Below are 17,178 nucleotides of genomic sequence, written 5' to 3' on the forward strand. Positions count from 1 at the left end.
GATCTCATGCTATAGGAAATCACTTTTCAATAACTCCCCAACATCAAGCCGGTGATAATGACTTAACAACAAATAAACACATATAATGTAAAACAAACTTGACAAAACCCAACTATAAAGTAAAGCTATATTTACTAAATGCAAAGAGAGCTTTACCATGGATACGATAAAAATTGAAAATTACACACAGCGAAATACAAGTAATTCAAAATCAGTATTAATTTGGTCTTTTTTATGGGGTTTGTCACTTATCATAGCGGGGTTAGCCGTTGCATTATGGTGGCCTAACAATACAACGGTGCTGGTTATATCTATCATTTTACATTTAAGCTTTGCTGTAGGAGCCTTAAAAGCACACCTTTTATGGCTCAAAGGGCTTGATGAACTTCAGCAGAAAATCCAATTTCAATCAATGGCTTTTACACTTGGCTTAACCTGGATAGCCCTTTTGTTAATGCTACTGCTCAATATGGCCAATGTAATAGAGGTAAGCATGTTTCATATATCATTATTAACGGTTGGAATGGCGGTTAGCAGTGCGGTCGGTAATTTTATTGGGATGCGCAAAGCCTCATGAAAAACAGGTTAAAAATATTGAGAGCTGAACGAGATTGGACCCAAGCTGACTTAGCGATGTACTTGGATGTATCTCGGCAAACAATTAACGCCATAGAAAAAAACAAATATGATCCAAGTTTACCACTCGCCTTTAAAGCAGCGCGATTATTTGCTTTAAATATAGAAGATATTTTTCAAGATGATGAGACTATAAATAAAAATTAATCAAATTTTATTGCCCTTTAAAAATTAATTTTAAGTATAGTCAAAGCGATCGGGTTTTAGGGGAAGCCGTCAAGCTTCGAGACGCCATGAGCATATGCTTTACTATGTGATTGGGGCGAGTAAGCGCTGACAATGAACCATAAAACCTGAGCGAGAAGACTATACATCGAATAGGGTTCTGATCGCATGATATCGTTATTTTGATCCACTAAGCCAAGCATATTAGGGATAGTATTTGCTTAAATATTTATACCTTAAATATTGATACCTTAAATATTTAAGCAAATAGCCAGTCAATATTTCTTAAGCATTACTATCCTTTTCTTTTTTTGGGATTTTAAAAATCTGTCTAAAATTGCTCACATTTTGTATGATCGCTCTGTAGAAAACAGAATCCCCCGTGTAAAAAAGCAGTGATTGTCGATAAAAATCGGCCACTTTAAACTTAAATTAAACCCTCTTACTCATCCACATATTTTCATCTCATTTTACTTAATCCCCCTTTTACATATCCACTCACTTTTAAGGTTTTCAATTCATTAAAAATATAGCGATAAGCGAATAATTTAACCAAAATCCGTTAAGGGTAATTTAATTTTTTAATTTATCGTAACAAAAAACAAACATATCACCTTTAATTAGTTATTATGTTTATAGAAATATGGTAACGTTTATTTTGTGGTAACAAACCACACACAAAACAATAATTCTTAAGGAATAAAAAGAAATGAAACCAACCAATAAATTTAGTTTATTGCCACTTAGTGCGGCCATCACAACCGCACTCCTTTCAAGTTACGCCATTGCAGCCGAAACTGATGAAATAATAGAAGTACGTGGTATTCGTAGTAGTTTGACCGAATCGATGGATATCAAAAAAAATGCACCGTCAATTCAAGACAGTATCGTGGCTGAAGATATCGGTAAGTTCCCCGATCAAAATGTAGCGGAATCTTTACAACGTATTTCAGGCGTGATGATTTCAAGAAACAACGGTGAAGGCGCATCAGTTTCGGTACGCGGTATGGGGCCAAAGTTTAATGCGGTAAAAGTTAATAACCGTACGATCGCTACCACGGAGCGCGGTCGTGAGTTTGATTTTCAATCAATCCCTTCTGAGCTTATTGCCGGCGCCGATGTTATTAAAGCGTCTCGGGCTAATATTGCTGAAGGCAGTTTAGGTGCTTATATAAATGTTAATACGGCTCGTCCTTTAAAGAGTTCAGGTTTTCATGCGGTAGGCTCAGTACAAGCAACTTATAATGATTTAGCTGAAGAAGCAGGTCATAAAATATCGGCCGTCGTCAGTAATACCTTTTTAGATGATTCACTCGGTGTAGTCGTCGGCTTTGCACAACAAGATTCGACAAACCGAATAGATGCAGCCGGCACCACACATTGGGGCTCTTTTGATGCAGGAAATACAGCATGGGTCAATGGTGATGTAAAAGATATAAAAGGTAATAATGTAGCCAGTGGCACCGTTTGGTATCCGGGTCGAGCCACGTATACACTTGATACTGAAGAGCGCCAAAGAACCAGTGCCAATGCGACTTTTCAATGGCAACAAACCGATGATATTGTTCACACGTTAGATTTGCTTTATACCGATTTAAGCCGTCAAGCTGGCAGTAGTGGTATTCAAGTACCTTTTCAAGGTGCCGGTTGGAACAATTTAATTGTTTCTGACAACATGACGGTAATGCAAGGCACACGTTACCAAAAACCAATTGACTCATTAATGCAAGAACGAGGGCAAGATTCAGACACCTTAGCCGTTGGCTGGAACAGCCTAATTTACCAAGATAAATGGAAATTTAGTGCTGACTTCGCTTATTCAAAATCAGAAGCAACACCACGTGCAAACACGCTAGTCGCACATGCGGTTAACCCTAACTATGACAATAGTTTAGACAAAAATGATCGCGACTCTTATATTGATGGGCAAATAAAAGGCGTTACAGAACAAGATTATATTCATTTTGAGAACCGTGGCGATATTATGACGATTGATTCAACAATCGAATATGCCAACCCAGCCGCGATCAGAACACATTGGAATGATATTCAGCATAAACGTTTAAAAGATGAAGTGCTTGAAGCTAAATTTGATGCGACTTATGAGTTAGATAGCAATAACATCACAACCCTTGATTTAGGTTTTGCTTATACCGATCGTGAAAAATCACAAGCTGTTTATAAAATTAAGCAAGGCTGTTTTAATACCGATTTATGGCAAGCCCCTGTTGGCACAACTGAGCAAGAGCAATATGATATTAGAAACACACAATATCCGTATAACACGTGTGGTCAACGCTTTGATCTAGATGACAACTTATTCTCAGTTAACAACGAAGATTTCTTAGCGGATGAATCAGGTAACTTCCCCAGAAACTTTGTATTGCTTAACGATTTTTCTGCCTACAAACAAGCGATTGGCGACATTAGAAGCGAACCAAACTGGACTGATGAATCACTTCGCCCTGCCGAATCTGTAGCCAATACTGAAAAAACAATGGCATTATATGGTCAAGCCAACTTTGAAGCTGAGCTCGATTTTGCACGATTAACCGGTAATTTTGGCCTGCGTTACGTGAAAACCGAAACCAGTTCAACCGGTCATCGTCAATTCCGCGATACTATTACCGATGTTTATGAAGGAAATGAAGGGGTGATCGTTGAGATTGATTACACCGATGCTGAAGCGGCTACGTTTAAAAAAGATTATAGTCATGTATTGCCAAGTTTAAATGTAAGTGCTGATTTTGAAAATGGCTATTTCGTAAAATTTGCTGCGGCTAAAGTTATTACCCGCCCGGCGTTAGAAGATACCGGCGTCAACAGTACGTACCCACAGCGTATTCGTGCCGATCAATATAATACCAAAAGTGGTAACCCAGATTTAGACCCATACGAAGCAACCCAATTAGATTTAGCGTTAGAATATTATGCTGACAATGGTAATACCTATTCAGCCGGTTTATTCTATAAAGATATCAGCACCTTTATTTCACAAAAAACCGTTAAAAAAGGCACAGGCTATACCATTCAAACCCAACCTCTTGGCGAGTTTTTTGAATATTCTGAAGAGCAATCTAACCGCAATGGGGGTGAAGTGTCGGGTATTGAGTTAGCCGCTCTATATTACTTTGACTATTTACCGGGCTGGTTAGACGGTTTTGGTGTGCAAGCTAACTATACTTACACAACATCAGAAGACAAAGAGGCACAAACAGATGAGCTTGCGCGTGAAAATGTGCTTTCTGCAGGTAGTGGTTTAGAAGGGTTCTCAGAAACGGCATACAACTTAATTGCGTTTTACGACAAAGAAGGTTTTCAAGCACGTTTAGCTTATAATTGGCGTGACGATTATTTGAAATACCGTTCTGGCCCTGTGATCGGCAGTAATGGTTTACCTCAACATGTTGAAGCCTATGGTCAGTTTGATTTCAGTACGTCATACGATTTATCTGAAAACATGACTCTACGCGCTGAAGCCATTAACTTAACCAACGAAAATATCATTGAATACGCTGATATCCGTGAACGCGTTACCTTGATAGAATATTCAGGTCGACGTTTTCAAGTTGGGGTAACGGCAAAATTCTAAAAAACTAACGGTTTACAGCAGTAAGCTATTGTTTATTTTAATCGCCTGATTTCATCATTGAACAGCTGATGAAACAATAAAAAGCCAAGTGCATTAATCATGGTTATGCCACTTGGTTTTTTTCATCCAAACCATACTTCAACCAGAGCAGAACCAGATCAAAAATAGTAAGGTGTTGTTGGCATATCAACCACCCAAGCAACTTATAAAGTACATATCGTTAATTTAATATAGTTTTTATCAATAACGACCATTCACCTTAAGTTACATCAAAAGTATAAAACAAAACATTAAATCATTCACACGAAATATCTAACCACTTGATATTATTATCCTTTTAACATCATAATGATACACGATTACATAAGCCTAAAATATGCAATAGCCAAATATTCAAATATAAGCACAATCTAATTCATGTTTAATGCAGCAATGTATACAAAAATTAATTACAATACGCGCAAGATTTATCCCTCTCTAATTTGTGAATGGAAATATGACAAAAAAAACTAAAATTGTAGCTACGGTATCAGACCTTAAAGGCGACGTAGCGTTTATTGGTGAATTATTCAAACGTGGCGTAAACGTTATTCGTTTAAACACAGCTCATCAAACACCTGAAGATACACGCAAAGTAATTAAAAATGTACGCGCGGTAAGCGAAAAGTTAGCGGTTCTTGTTGATACAAAAGGCCCTGAAATGCGTACAAACCTTAAAATTGAAGAAGACCTAAGCATCAAAACGGGTGACAAAGTAACGTTTCGAGCTGACGGCTTAGAAGTACCCACCACTAAAGACGCCGTACAAGTTAACTATTTAGGTTTTGTTAAAGATGTGCCAGTTGGCGCGCGTATCTTAATCGACGATGGTTTATTAGAGCTCGTTGTTGATAGTAAAGACGAAGAAGCGCTTTATACAACCGCATTAAACAACGGTAAAATTAAGAAGAAGAAAAGCGTTAACGTTCCGGGTGTTGAAATCAACTTACCTTCAGTTACTGACCGCGATAAAACGTTCATCGAAATGGCTATTGATGCCGGTGTTGACTTCATTGCACATTCATTCGTCCGTAACAAACAAGATGTTTTAGATGTTCAAGACATTTTAGATGCTAAAAACTCGCCAATTAAAATTATCGCTAAAATCGAAAACCGCGAAGGTGTCGAAAACCTAGATGAGATTTTAGAAGTCGTTTACGGTGTTATGGTTGCACGTGGTGATTTAGGTATCGAGATACCTGGCTACGAAGTGCCGTTAGTCCAAAAAGACATGATTCAAAAATGTATTAAAGCACAAGTACCGGTTATTACCGCAACGCAAATGCTTGAAAGTATGATCCAAAACCCACGTGCAACACGTGCTGAAATTTCAGACGTTGCGAATGCGGTATTAGATGGTACTGATGCGTTAATGCTTTCAGGTGAATCAGCTTATGGTGATTACCCATTCGAAGCCGTTGAAACAATGGCTAACATTGCTAAACACGTTGAAGAAAAAACAGCAAATGGTATTAACCTTGACAGCAAAAACGATAAGTATCACTTACAAGAATATATTTGTAAGCAAGTGGCTAAATCAGCACGTGATTTAGACGTTGACGCGATTGTTGTGCCAACGGCAACAGGCTCAACTGTTCGTCAAATTGCGTCACATCGCCCTTCTTCACCTATTTATGCGGCTTGTTACAAGCCTGAATCATTGCGTTTATTATCTTTAAGCTATGGCGTAGATGCTTATTTAATTGATGTGCAAGAGCGTAAAGATGTAATCAAAACATCGATTGCTCCACTATTAGAAAGCAGTGTTTTAAACAACGATAGTTTAGTCGTTATTGCTAAAAGTGCTCAAGGTTCACCTAAAGGTGAAACTAACCGCATGGAAATAAACACCGTTGCTTCATTTATTAATCGCATAAACTAATTAAATATCACATTATTAACCTAAATAACGTGATTTAGTTACGCTGTTAAAATAAGCGATAAAAAAAAGCTTAAACCGAAAGGTTTAAGCTTTTTTATTTGTATTTTATAACATTATTTAACCGTAAACTTAGCGGTTAGTTTTCTTTGCTCAACGGCTAAATGACTGGTTAATTCACTGGCTTTAGAAAGCTCAGCCGAATCACTTAACACATGTTCTGCTAATTCAGCGATCCCATTCACATTTCTTGATAATTCTTGCGCAACCGAGCTTTGCTCTTCAACTGCTGTTGCAATAACCATCGACATATCATTTATTTTATCTAAGCCCGTTAACATCGCATCAAGAGACGCCGATGTTTTATTCGACTTTTGTGCGCAAAGGGTCGCTTTTTCTTGATTTTCTTTCATAACGCGGTGTGCTTGATTACTGCCTTTTTGTAAGCTTTCAACCATCGCGGTAATTTCAACGGTCGATTCTTGTGTTTTACTGGCAAGCGCTCTTACCTCATCCGACACAACGGCAAAACCTCGTCCGTGATCGCCGGCTCGTGCCGCTTCAATCGCTGCATTAAGGGCTAATAAATTAGTTTGTTCAGCAATACTTTTAATCACCGTTACAACAGCATCAATAGCACCGGCATTTTGTAATAGAGTTTGCATGTGAACACCTGCATCATCTAAAGAATCACGTAATCGGTTAATATCATCGATATTTTCTCGTATCGACACGCTATTACTTTGTGCTTCAGTATAAACCTGGTCAACCACATTAGCCGTATTAGCCGCATTGTTAGACACTTCATTGATTGATGAATCCATCTCGGTAATAGCGGTGGCAAGATTTTCGGTTTGCATTGTTTGCTCGTTAATGCGCGACCGAGTTGAATTTAAGGTGGCTTGATTTTTCGTCGACATTTCGGCGAGTTGATTACTGTATTCTGTCACTTTTTTTATCATCAGTGATAAATGGTCCACTAAACCATCTAACGCTTCCGCAATAACACCAAATTCCCCGCCCTGATGTTTTAATTTAGTAAAACCATCTGATGTGAAATCACCGGCTGCCACAACACGTATTTCTTCAATAAAGCGTTTAGTTTGTGAACGAATACGCGCGATAATCAACCACGATATCTTCAACGCGGCAGCCAAAGCAACAGCCAAGGCAATCATAATTGAATAAAGCGAATCTTGACTGTCTTCTTTAGCTTGAATATTAAGTTGTTCAGCTTGTTTAGCTATTTCAGTATTTAGGGATTCAAGTTGCAACATAGCGGTAGCCAATTTACGATTAAATTGCTCTCGTAATGTTAACCCCTGTTCATTCAATTTTAATATTTTGTTATGCAGACCTGCGATACCTTGATTATCATTTACATGAAATTGTAGCAGTGTTTTATATCGTTCAAACTTTGCGGCCAACGATGGATATTTAGCCGCAATAATATTCAGTTTAATTATAAAATTTTGTTGATGATAAGTTAGATTGGCTAAAAAACTGGGCATATCTTTGAGCTGAATCGTGTTAATTTGGGTTAAATACCCAGCCACATCGATCGCATCTTGGTTTAATGCTTTAAGCACCCAAGCGGCTTTACGCTCGTTATCTGATAAACCAAATTCTATATCATTAATATAGGGTTCAAAATATTGCCAACTATTTTTAAATCGGTTTAACTCTTCCTGTTGTTGTTGCCGAGCGGTAACCTGTTGGCGATGCGTAGTTAAATGCTCGCCGGCGAGTTTAAGTACATCAATAAACAATAAATCAATTTGCTCAAGTGTTGCTTTTGAACGCGGAAAAATAGCTAACAATGGCATGATTTTATTAATGCTCGAACGATAATCATCAGCCGCACGGTCAAAGTTTTGTTCTTGCTCATTGAGTAACGCAGTTCGATTTAACGTGGCGTGGGTCGCAACTGACCTCACCGCATTTTGTGCAGATGACGTAAATACCGCAGACTGACGCAATATAGGCGCTAATTTATCAGAGGTCAGCGCTAGGCTAGCCGCTAATTCACGTTGACCTTTTAAGCCAACAATCGCGATCGCCACCATCAATAATGTCAGTAAAGTAAACCCAATAATAACTTGTCTTACGATTGATAAATTCATTGATCATCACCATTCTTTAACGCCAGCGCCCAGCGGCGATCCCAGTAATTTATGGCCATATCAAAATCACTACTTAAAATAATATTGCGAATATAACCGCCACGCATAAAGTCAATACCGGCCATATTGGTTAACCGAATGAATTGAAACGACGGACTTTTAGCTTGTATCATCTCAGGTTGGTACGATTGAAACTCACGCATTTGGCGTAAATTAGGCTTTTTACGTTTATCTGTTGGTATAAAACCCGACATATCGGCAAAATCAGATTCCGTTAATAAAAATTTAAGCCAAGCTTTGGCTGCGATTTTATTTTTGCTATAACGGCTCACACCTAAGCCCCAATCCTTATTCACTAAGCCAACGGTTTTTGTATTATTAGTAAAAGGAAAAGGCGCAAAGCCCACATCTTTACTCGCTAAGCCTTTATCTATTAATTGTGGGATAACCCAACTGCCTAAAAAATACATCGCCGCTTTGCCTTTAACAAATTGAGCTTTTGAGTTTTCCCAATTATCATCAATAATATTGTCTTCACTCCACCCTTTTTGATAAAAGGTAAAAGGGATATTCAATGATTGAGCAAACGCGCCATTTTTAACATAGGGCGCTTCGTTTTTAAGCATTTCATTATAGTAATTCGCATTGCCCGCTATTAAAACAGGGGCTTTATCCCATTGCTGTAACGGCCAAGCTGAGCCAATATTCAAACTTAACGGGGTCACCCCATTTTGTTTTAACACGGCTGCGGCTTTATATAATTCAGTTAATGTTTGTGGAACATCTAAGCCTAATTTTTTAAAAACCGCTTTGTTATACACTAAGCCTTCAACCGAAACACCTTGACTATAAGCATACTCTTTGCCTTGATAAGCCCAGGCGTCGGCAAAATATAAATGTTTAGATAAGCCTAAATTATTAAGGGGCTCAAAATAATTAGGGTAAACATCTTTAGGTAAATTTTCGGGGATTAACGTGACATCACCGTATTGGCGCGCGGCAAATAATTTGACCGATTCAACTTCAAAATTATCAGACCGTTTTAATTTAATATCGCCAAAGGTTGGGTATTTATTTTTAAAGGCCGCGATCCATTTTTTAAATGAGCCATTATCAATCAAGTCGCCTCGATTAGTATAAACAACTAAGTCACCTTTAATAGCGGCAATAGCAACCTGTAAATGCATTCCAGTAAAAAAAATTAAAAATATGAATAGTTTTTTGCCAATTGCGAACATATAAGAGATGCCTCATCTATTACTAACAATAGTTTATTGAAGCCTAGTCAACTTCTAACCAAGTACAAAACTTCAAGCTAAAATAGAGCCATTTTTTTTTATAAAAAGACTTTTACATCAATAAATTAAACCGGTTTCAGTTTCCAGCTGAAAAATGAGAATATAAATTATTTATAACCTGAAATTTAAATTTTTTATTTATAAGTTACTGAATTACTGTCAGTTAAAATGATTTATCAATATAAGTGTCAGCGCTAAAGCGTCTGCACTTACATTGATAAAAAAGACAATAATGGGTTATTTAGCCACAAAAGATTGTATGTTAGAGGGTACCGAGTGACCGGTTTCATTAAACGCAGTCACACGATAATAATAGGTCGTGCCGGTCACTAAATTTTCAGCATCAGTAAATACACTATCAACGCTTGGATCATATTCATTTTTACCATCAGAAACCCCTTGGGCAATCACTTGCCACGGCCCCGTACTGGCTGTTGCTCGTTCAACTTTATACGATTGCCCTGTTGGCGCGCCTAACCAATTTATCTTTGTTGCATCCTTAATATCGCGCAACAAAGGCGCCTCTGGTATCGGTAATGGCTGAATTTTATCAAAACCGGCCATTTGCGCTTGAGCTAAACGCGTTACATTAATAATAGGTAACTCTTCATTAGCATCGCCCTCTTTAAAGCCCGGTAAATGATAGCTGTAATGACCAGTCCACTCTTTGTGCCAATAAAAACCACCATCATGGCGATGGCCTCTAAAGCCCCAAATAAAGGCCCCAACTGCTTTTGCGCCGTTATACTCAGCATGTACAGCCGCTTGCATAATATCGTTTAGTTCAGCGGCAGAGAGTAATCCAAACTCACCAACCATGTAGGGCTTTTTACCGTTTATGGTTTTTAAATCTTTTAAAACTTGTTCAGGGTTGTTGTTACCCACATTAGAATAATAATGGTTTGATATAATATCGACATTATCGTCATCTAACGCATATTGATTAATTTTGGTGTAAGTACCATCGATGACTAAGTGCTGCGGATCAATCGATTTGATATAAGCAGCTGTTTTAGCTAAAAAGGCTTCTGTTGTTTCTTTAAGCTCGTTACCGGTTTCCCATGCCATTATCGCTTTTTCATCTTTATATAAACGCCCCGTAAACGTGTTTTTACGATTAAGCACCGTTTTTATAATGTGTAAATAAGCTTGATACGTTTTGCTATTCACATCATAAAAATCATCTTTTGTTTCGCCATAAAATCCGGCAAGCTGCTCACGACCGCCCCACCAATGCCAATGGTCAATAAAAGGTAAAATTAAACGTAAACCATGCTCATTTGATAGCGCAATCATGCGATCATAAACCACCATCGCGGCTTCATTAAAACGTGGCATGCCATCGGGTGTGAGTGGTTTTAAAATATGCGTTTCACGTTCACAAGCTATATCGCTTTCATGTTCGATAGATAAAACATAAACTCGCATGGCTTTATGCCCGGTGCGAACAAGCGCTTTGATCCAATTTTCTTGCTCATCGGCCGTCGGCCACTGAAAATATTGGCCCCAACCACGCGCATCGGCTTTGCAACTGCCTTTGGCATCGTTTTCTATGCGATGTAATTCAGGTGCATGAATACCCGCAAAGCGAAAGATTTGTTCACCGTCTTTCAATTGGTGCCCATCACGGGTGATAAAATGAGTGAATGTATCAGCACGATTGCCTAAACGGCTTTCGTCTTGGGCTACCGCAGGCTCGCTAACTGAAACCGTGTTTTGATGACTATTAGAAGTCTGGTTTTCTGACGATTGATTCTCTCCACAGCCCGCGACAGTCAAACTTAACGCCGTTGATAAACCCAATATAATCTTTTTTATATGACTCATACGTCAATTTCCTCTAACAATTTAAGGGCTTCCATTAATGCACGCCCATTATGGTAAGGACCTTTCCAAAATCCAGCTTTATAAATATCATCATTTTTATCTTGGTCACATGTTGCTAACCAATGCCACTCACCCTGCTCTTTATCAATATGATATTGCTGTGTGAATGACCAAATTTTATCGATCGCACTAAAGTATTCGTCTTCGCCAGTTAAGGTATATGCATTCAAAAAACCAACCAAGGCTTCGGCTTGGATCCACCAGCAACTTTCGGTATGTTGCTTCCCGGTTTTAATATCAATTTCATCCAACACTTGGCCTTTGTCGCCAATACCTTCGGCCAAACACACGTGGGCAAGTTTGATCACCGTTGGTAAAACCTTCACGGTCATTTTTGGATCTTTTAACGCTTTTAATGATTTATGTAATAACCAACTACATTCAATATCATGCCCATATGAATAGGCTTGTGAATGGTCACCCCAATTACGGCACATAAATAAACGTAAATGATAATTTGAATGATCAACAATTGAACCTTGAAAATAATCAATCAAACGACTTAACGCGTTATTGACCTTAGTTGTCGGATAATATTTTTGTAAATTGGTATAGGCTTCTAAAACATGTAGATGGGTGTTCATTGTTTTAGGTAAATTGGCGTCTTTTTCACTCAGGCGCATATCTTCAATTTCTTGCCAATCTTGAGAAAATGCTTCGAGGTAACCGCCCCGATCATTATCATGTGTATGTAATTCTAATAAATCAAAATAGGTTAACGCTTTATCGATCGCGGCTTGTTTACCCGTTAAAGCAAAATAAGATGAAAGGGCGTAAATAGCGAATGACTGGGCATACGTTTGTTTTTTACCGTCAAGTAAATCACCATAACAATCAACAGACCAAATAACACCACCTTGGTCTGTATCATCAAAATGGGTCAATAAATAATCGTATGCACGATCAGCCATCGCACGTGATTGCTCGCAAGCATTAAACAAAGCCACTTCACTAAAAAACCATAAAATACGGGTATTTAAAATAATGCTTTTAGGGGCATCATATATACGTTGGCCATTAGATGAAATTTCGCCAATAAACCCGCCATTCTCAACATCCGGTCCATTTGTGCACCACCAATTGGTTATCGATTGTAACTCTTGGTTAAACTCACGTTTAAGTTTGCTTATTGCTTGTTTATTTATTGTGCTCATACGCCCTCCTCCTATTTATATCAATTATCGAACTGAATTATTCTGGTCAATTAATTGATTAATTGCTTGCACCGAGGTCGCTGAGCGTAAACCATCTTCTGGGGTATTAATGACATAATCGATTAATTTATCAACAGTCGAAGTTGCGACATGCATTCGAGTATCTGATGATGCATAATAAATAAATACGTCACCGTTATCATCGGCTATCCAACCATTGCTGAATACAACGTTTGATACATCCCCTACACGTTCGGCACCTTCTGGTGCAATAAAATGACCACCCGGCGCATGTGTAACAACCCAAGGTCTTTCAAGCTCAGTCATAAAGATATATAAAACATATCGCAAACCCGCGGCGGTATTACGCACACCATGCGCTAAATGTAACCAACCTTTTGCCGTTTTGATGGGTGCGGGTCCTTGGCCGTTTTTAACTTCTTTGATTGTGTGATACACCTTTGAATCAACGATCACTTCAGATTTAACTTCGGCATTTTCCATGGTTTTAGATAAACCCCAACCAATGCCGCCACCGCCACCAACCGAAATAAAACCATCTTGTGGGCGAGTATATAAAGCATATTGTCCCTCAACAAATTCTGGGTGTAGAACCACATTTCGTTGTTGACCTGAATAGGTGATTAAATCAGGTAAACGCTCCCACGACACTAAATCTTTAGTTCGTGCAATACCACACTGCGCTTCAGCTGCAGAGGTATTTTCAAGTAATTCTAAATCTTTACGTTCGGTACAAAATAAACCATAAATATAACCATCTTCATGACGTGTTAAGCGCATATCATAAACATTAGTATCAGGGCGGTCCGTCTCAGGCATCGTTACCGGACGGTCCCAAAAAGTAAAGTTATCAACCCCATTATCACTTTGTGCAACAGCAAAGTAAGACTTTCTATCGTTACCCTCTACTCGCACTACAATGACATATTTATCATTAAATTTAATAGCACCTGAATTTAAAGTGGCATTAACACCAATTCGCTCCATAAACTCAGGATTGGTATTTTCATTAAAATCATAACGCCACGTTAAAGGCACATGAGCCGGTGTGATGATCGGGTTTTCAAAACGATCGTAAATGCCATTACCTTGGGCTTGTGGCTTATTACATTTAGTTAAAATTGAATCTTGATATGCTGTGGTTGCTGCTACTCGTTGTTGAAAAGTGTTCATAAAATTTTCCTCTTGCTTATTGTTTAATTAAAACAACATTTATAAATATTAACCGGTTACATCACAAATTCGACTAAATAGCTAAATCTGTGTATACAATCTCTATCGTTTATTGCGCATCGATAGGTTTAAAATTTGACTTAAGTTTGTTGTGTTCATCGGCTTCTGTTACCAATACATTTTCAGTCGGTTCAAAAAGCGATTTTTCATCTGCACGTTTATCGGCTAAATGTTTATTTACATCGGCCATCACATCATCCGTTAATTTATAAAACATAATAAATAAGCCAGAAATTAAGGCGCCAATGGCGGGTAAATAACTCATCATCATACGGATCCCCTCTTTGGCCGTTTCAGTTTGCTCTGCATTCGCTTCATAACCGTAAATAGCAAGTGTCCAACCTGTCATGGCCCCGCCTAATGTCCAACCCATTTTTTGTGAAAACGAAGCAGATGAAAAAATAAGCCCCGTTGAACGACGACCGGTTTTATATTCAGAATAGTCAGCGGTGTCGGCGTACATAGCCCAAAGTAACGGAAATATAATACCGGCACACATATTAATCACGACTTGTAATAACAAAATTAACCACACTTGGGATTCCGTCATATGAAACAAACACGCACTAAAAAATGCCGCGCCAAACATGGCATACATAAAGGTTTGGCGTTTACCCATTTTTGAAGATACCGGCTTAGCTAACATCACCCCAGCTATATTAGCCACCTGGCCAATCACTAAATAAGTCGCAATCAAACTAAAACTCATGCCAAAAATAACAATTGAATCAATCGAAAAATAATATTTAAAGTAATAAACCGCGGCACCATCACGCATACTATTAAATATTAATGTAGCTAAAGCCGCCCCCAATAAAATGAACCAATACTTATTTTTAGCTAAATTTTTAAGGTCGTCTTTTAACGAGTTTTGCTGTTGTGCAGGGGGCTGTACTCGCTCTTTAGTCCATGCAAAGGTAAAGTAAAATAAAATAGAAGCAATAACACCAAATAACATAACGGTATACATCCAACCGGCTTGCATATCAGGGGTTGTTGAGTTTAATGTGCTGAAAAAATCCGTTAACGGCTCAATAAAGGCTAACGATAATATACCGCCTGCAAACGCAAATACCATACGGTAAGACGCTAACGTAGTGCGATCATCACTATGTGACGACATCACACCGAGTAACGAAGCATACGGAACATTAACAACGGTATAGACCATCATCATTAATGTGTAAGTCACGTAAGCATAAGCTAATTTATAATCACCTAACCATTCAGGTGTCGTAAAGGTCAGCACCCCGATAACAGAAAAGGGGATCGCGCCAAATAAGATAAAAGGCCTAAATTTACCCCATTTGGTATTAATTCGGTCAGAGATAATGCCCATAATTGGATCATTAGCTGCATCCCAAATTCTAACTAATAAAAACATCGTTCCAACAGCCGCCGCTGAAATACCAAACACATCGGTGTAAAAGATCATCAGGTAAACTGAAAATAACTTCCAAAACATAGATGAGGCAAAATCACCAAATCCATAGCCTATTTTTTCTTTTAAACCTGGTCGCTCATTTAATGCTGGCATACAACCCCTCTATCAGTATTTGTCGTTATATTTGAGATAACGGTTTAACAACTATAGTTCAACTGCAGTAAAATGTAACCGGTTACGCAATAAAGATCTAGAAATAATTCATTTATTAATAAGATAAATATTGCTAATGCCGAAACGAAATACAGAAAAACCCTATTAAATAATAACTTACAAATTTTAAAGGTCATTTCACAGATTAACATATTACGTTAGCCATGAGCATTAAGCGCCCAAAATAAGCCTAGTAATGTTAAATTAATAAAAAATAGCGCTGATATGAGATATAAAATTGATTAAAGCCAGAACTATTCCCAAGTGACTTGGGTATAAATTTGAACACAATGTTAACAATGAAACTGTTACACTAAATATTTGACTTTATATGCTTTTTATTGCATTTTTAACTTGTTAACGCCATGAAACTGGTTACACATATTGCCGCTATAATTCATACTTATACCGCCTAAGGAAATAAAAATGTCAAATATTCGCGAAGTCGCTAAAGTAGCAGGCGTATCCATTGCTACCGTTTCAAGAGCGCTGAGTCACCCAGACAAAGTATCAAAAAACAGCCTTAAAAAAGTCAACGATGCCATTGCACTTGTTGGCTATAAACCCAATATGCTGGCCCGTAATTTTAGATTTCATAAAAGCTATGCCATTTTAGTTTTAGTACCTGAGTTAGCAAACCCATTTTTTTCAACTGTGGTGAAAGGTATTGAAGATGTCGCTCGGCAAAAAGGCTTTAATGTGCTCTTAGGCGACAGCCGTGACTCCATTGATCGCGAAAAAGAATATTTAAAGCTCATTGAGACACGACAAGCAGATGGCGTTATACAATTACGCCCTCACCGACCAGCAGACGGACAAATATTCAGTCACGCTGACTTCCCTGTTGTTAGTGCGTGTGGATGCGTAGGCACCCCCTATCCTTCAGTGCGAATCGATAATGCCGCGGCACAACAGCAAGTTGTTGAGCATTTAATATCGTTAGGCCATACGCGTATCGGAGTAATAACAGGCCTAGCCGATAACCCTCATTCAATTGTTCGATTAAAAGGCTATAAACAAGCGTTAGAAAATGCGGGCATTCCTTTTGACGACACTTTAGTCACAGAAGGTGATTTCAGTTTATGGTCAGGTTTAAATTCGGCAACCCAGTTTATTCATATGGATCAAAAACCAACCGCGATTGTCGCGTTTAATGATGAAATGGCGATCGGTGCCATTAAAGGTTTTAAGTCAGTTGGTTTAGACGTGCCAAACGATATTTCTGTCACCGGCTTTGATGATATTGAGTTTTCTAAATACAACGAACCAACGCTAACGACTATTTCGCAACCGGCAACCGAATTAGGAAAAACGGCAATGAATTTGTTGCATCGTTTATTAGAAGGTAAAACATTAGCGCAACAAGAGTACATTTTACCTTTTGAGTTTATCGTGCGTGGTAGCACGGCAAACAAAGCCTAAGTTTTTATGACATACTGATTATTAAGTGAAATTTAGCTAATTACCGTCCTGCTACGCTTGTATTCAAATCACTTGAATATAGTCTTTTCGCTCAGGTTTTATGGTTCATTGTCAGCGCTTACTCGCCCCAAT

The 17,178-nt window shown here is 38.3% G+C and carries 11 protein-coding genes; 5 read left to right on the top strand and 6 right to left on the bottom strand.

Annotated features, from left to right (window positions below):
• Nucleotides 1–157 precede the first annotated feature (157 nt).
• The 4 genes from DPX34_RS03920 to pyk all read left to right on the top strand — a co-directional run bounded on the left by DPX34_RS03920 (nt 158) and on the right by pyk (nt 6,314).
• Nucleotides 158–577 (top strand): hypothetical protein, encoded by a 420-nt coding sequence (locus tag DPX34_RS03920; RefSeq protein ID WP_111977113.1) that lies wholly within the window; start codon nt 158–160, stop codon nt 575–577.
• Complete coding sequence (locus DPX34_RS03925; protein WP_111977114.1) at nt 574–783, top strand: helix-turn-helix transcriptional regulator; 210 nt, start codon at nt 574–576, stop codon at nt 781–783. The genes DPX34_RS03920 and DPX34_RS03925 overlap by 4 nt, the downstream gene beginning before the upstream one ends.
• 727 nt (nt 784–1,510) lie before the next feature.
• Nucleotides 1,511–4,393: a TonB-dependent receptor gene (locus DPX34_RS03930; RefSeq protein WP_111977115.1), complete on the top strand. Its 2,883-nt coding sequence runs from the start codon at nt 1,511–1,513 to the stop codon at nt 4,391–4,393.
• 496 nt (nt 4,394–4,889) lie between these two features.
• Complete coding sequence (gene pyk / locus DPX34_RS03935; RefSeq protein ID WP_111977116.1) at nt 4,890–6,314, top strand: pyruvate kinase; 1,425 nt, start codon at nt 4,890–4,892, stop codon at nt 6,312–6,314.
• A 113-nt stretch (nt 6,315–6,427) separates the two neighbouring features.
• Here the strand turns inward: pyk and DPX34_RS03940 are convergent, their stop codons facing one another.
• From DPX34_RS03940 to DPX34_RS03965, 6 genes are all read right to left on the bottom strand, one after another.
• A complete protein-coding gene (locus DPX34_RS03940) occupies nt 6,428–8,434 on the bottom strand; it encodes a methyl-accepting chemotaxis protein (protein WP_111977117.1) in 2,007 nt (668 codons plus the stop codon).
• Complete coding sequence (locus tag DPX34_RS03945; protein WP_111977118.1) at nt 8,431–9,672, bottom strand: ABC transporter substrate-binding protein; 1,242 nt, start codon at nt 9,670–9,672, stop codon at nt 8,431–8,433. Before DPX34_RS03945 ends, DPX34_RS03940 begins: the two co-directional genes overlap by 4 nt.
• A gap of 297 nt (nt 9,673–9,969) precedes the next feature.
• On the bottom strand, nt 9,970–11,559 hold the full coding sequence (locus tag DPX34_RS03950; RefSeq protein WP_111977119.1) for a glycoside hydrolase 5 family protein: 1,590 nt from the start codon (nt 11,557–11,559) through the stop codon (nt 9,970–9,972).
• Nucleotides 11,556–12,773, bottom strand: a complete 1,218-nt coding sequence (locus DPX34_RS03955) for an AGE family epimerase/isomerase (RefSeq protein WP_111977120.1) — start codon at nt 12,771–12,773, stop codon at nt 11,556–11,558. The genes DPX34_RS03950 and DPX34_RS03955 overlap by 4 nt, the downstream gene beginning before the upstream one ends.
• A 24-nt stretch (nt 12,774–12,797) precedes the next feature.
• Complete coding sequence (locus DPX34_RS03960; protein WP_111977121.1) at nt 12,798–13,967, bottom strand: glycoside hydrolase family 130 protein; 1,170 nt, start codon at nt 13,965–13,967, stop codon at nt 12,798–12,800.
• A gap of 109 nt (nt 13,968–14,076) precedes the next feature.
• Nucleotides 14,077–15,564 carry an MFS transporter gene (locus DPX34_RS03965; protein ID WP_111977122.1) on the bottom strand — a complete coding sequence of 496 codons (1,488 nt, stop codon included), beginning with the start codon at nt 15,562–15,564 and terminating at the stop codon, nt 14,077–14,079.
• Nucleotides 15,565–16,050: 486 nt separating this feature from the next.
• Between DPX34_RS03965 and DPX34_RS03970 the strand changes: the two genes are divergently transcribed.
• Nucleotides 16,051–17,046 carry a LacI family DNA-binding transcriptional regulator gene (locus tag DPX34_RS03970; protein WP_111977123.1) on the top strand — a complete coding sequence of 332 codons (996 nt, stop codon included), beginning with the start codon at nt 16,051–16,053 and terminating at the stop codon, nt 17,044–17,046.
• Nucleotides 17,047–17,178 lie beyond the last annotated feature (132 nt).

Origin of the sequence: Algibacillus agarilyticus, from assembly GCF_003286125.1 — a bacterium.
Taxonomy (GTDB): Bacteria; Pseudomonadota; Gammaproteobacteria; order Enterobacterales; family Alteromonadaceae; genus Algibacillus; species Algibacillus agarilyticus.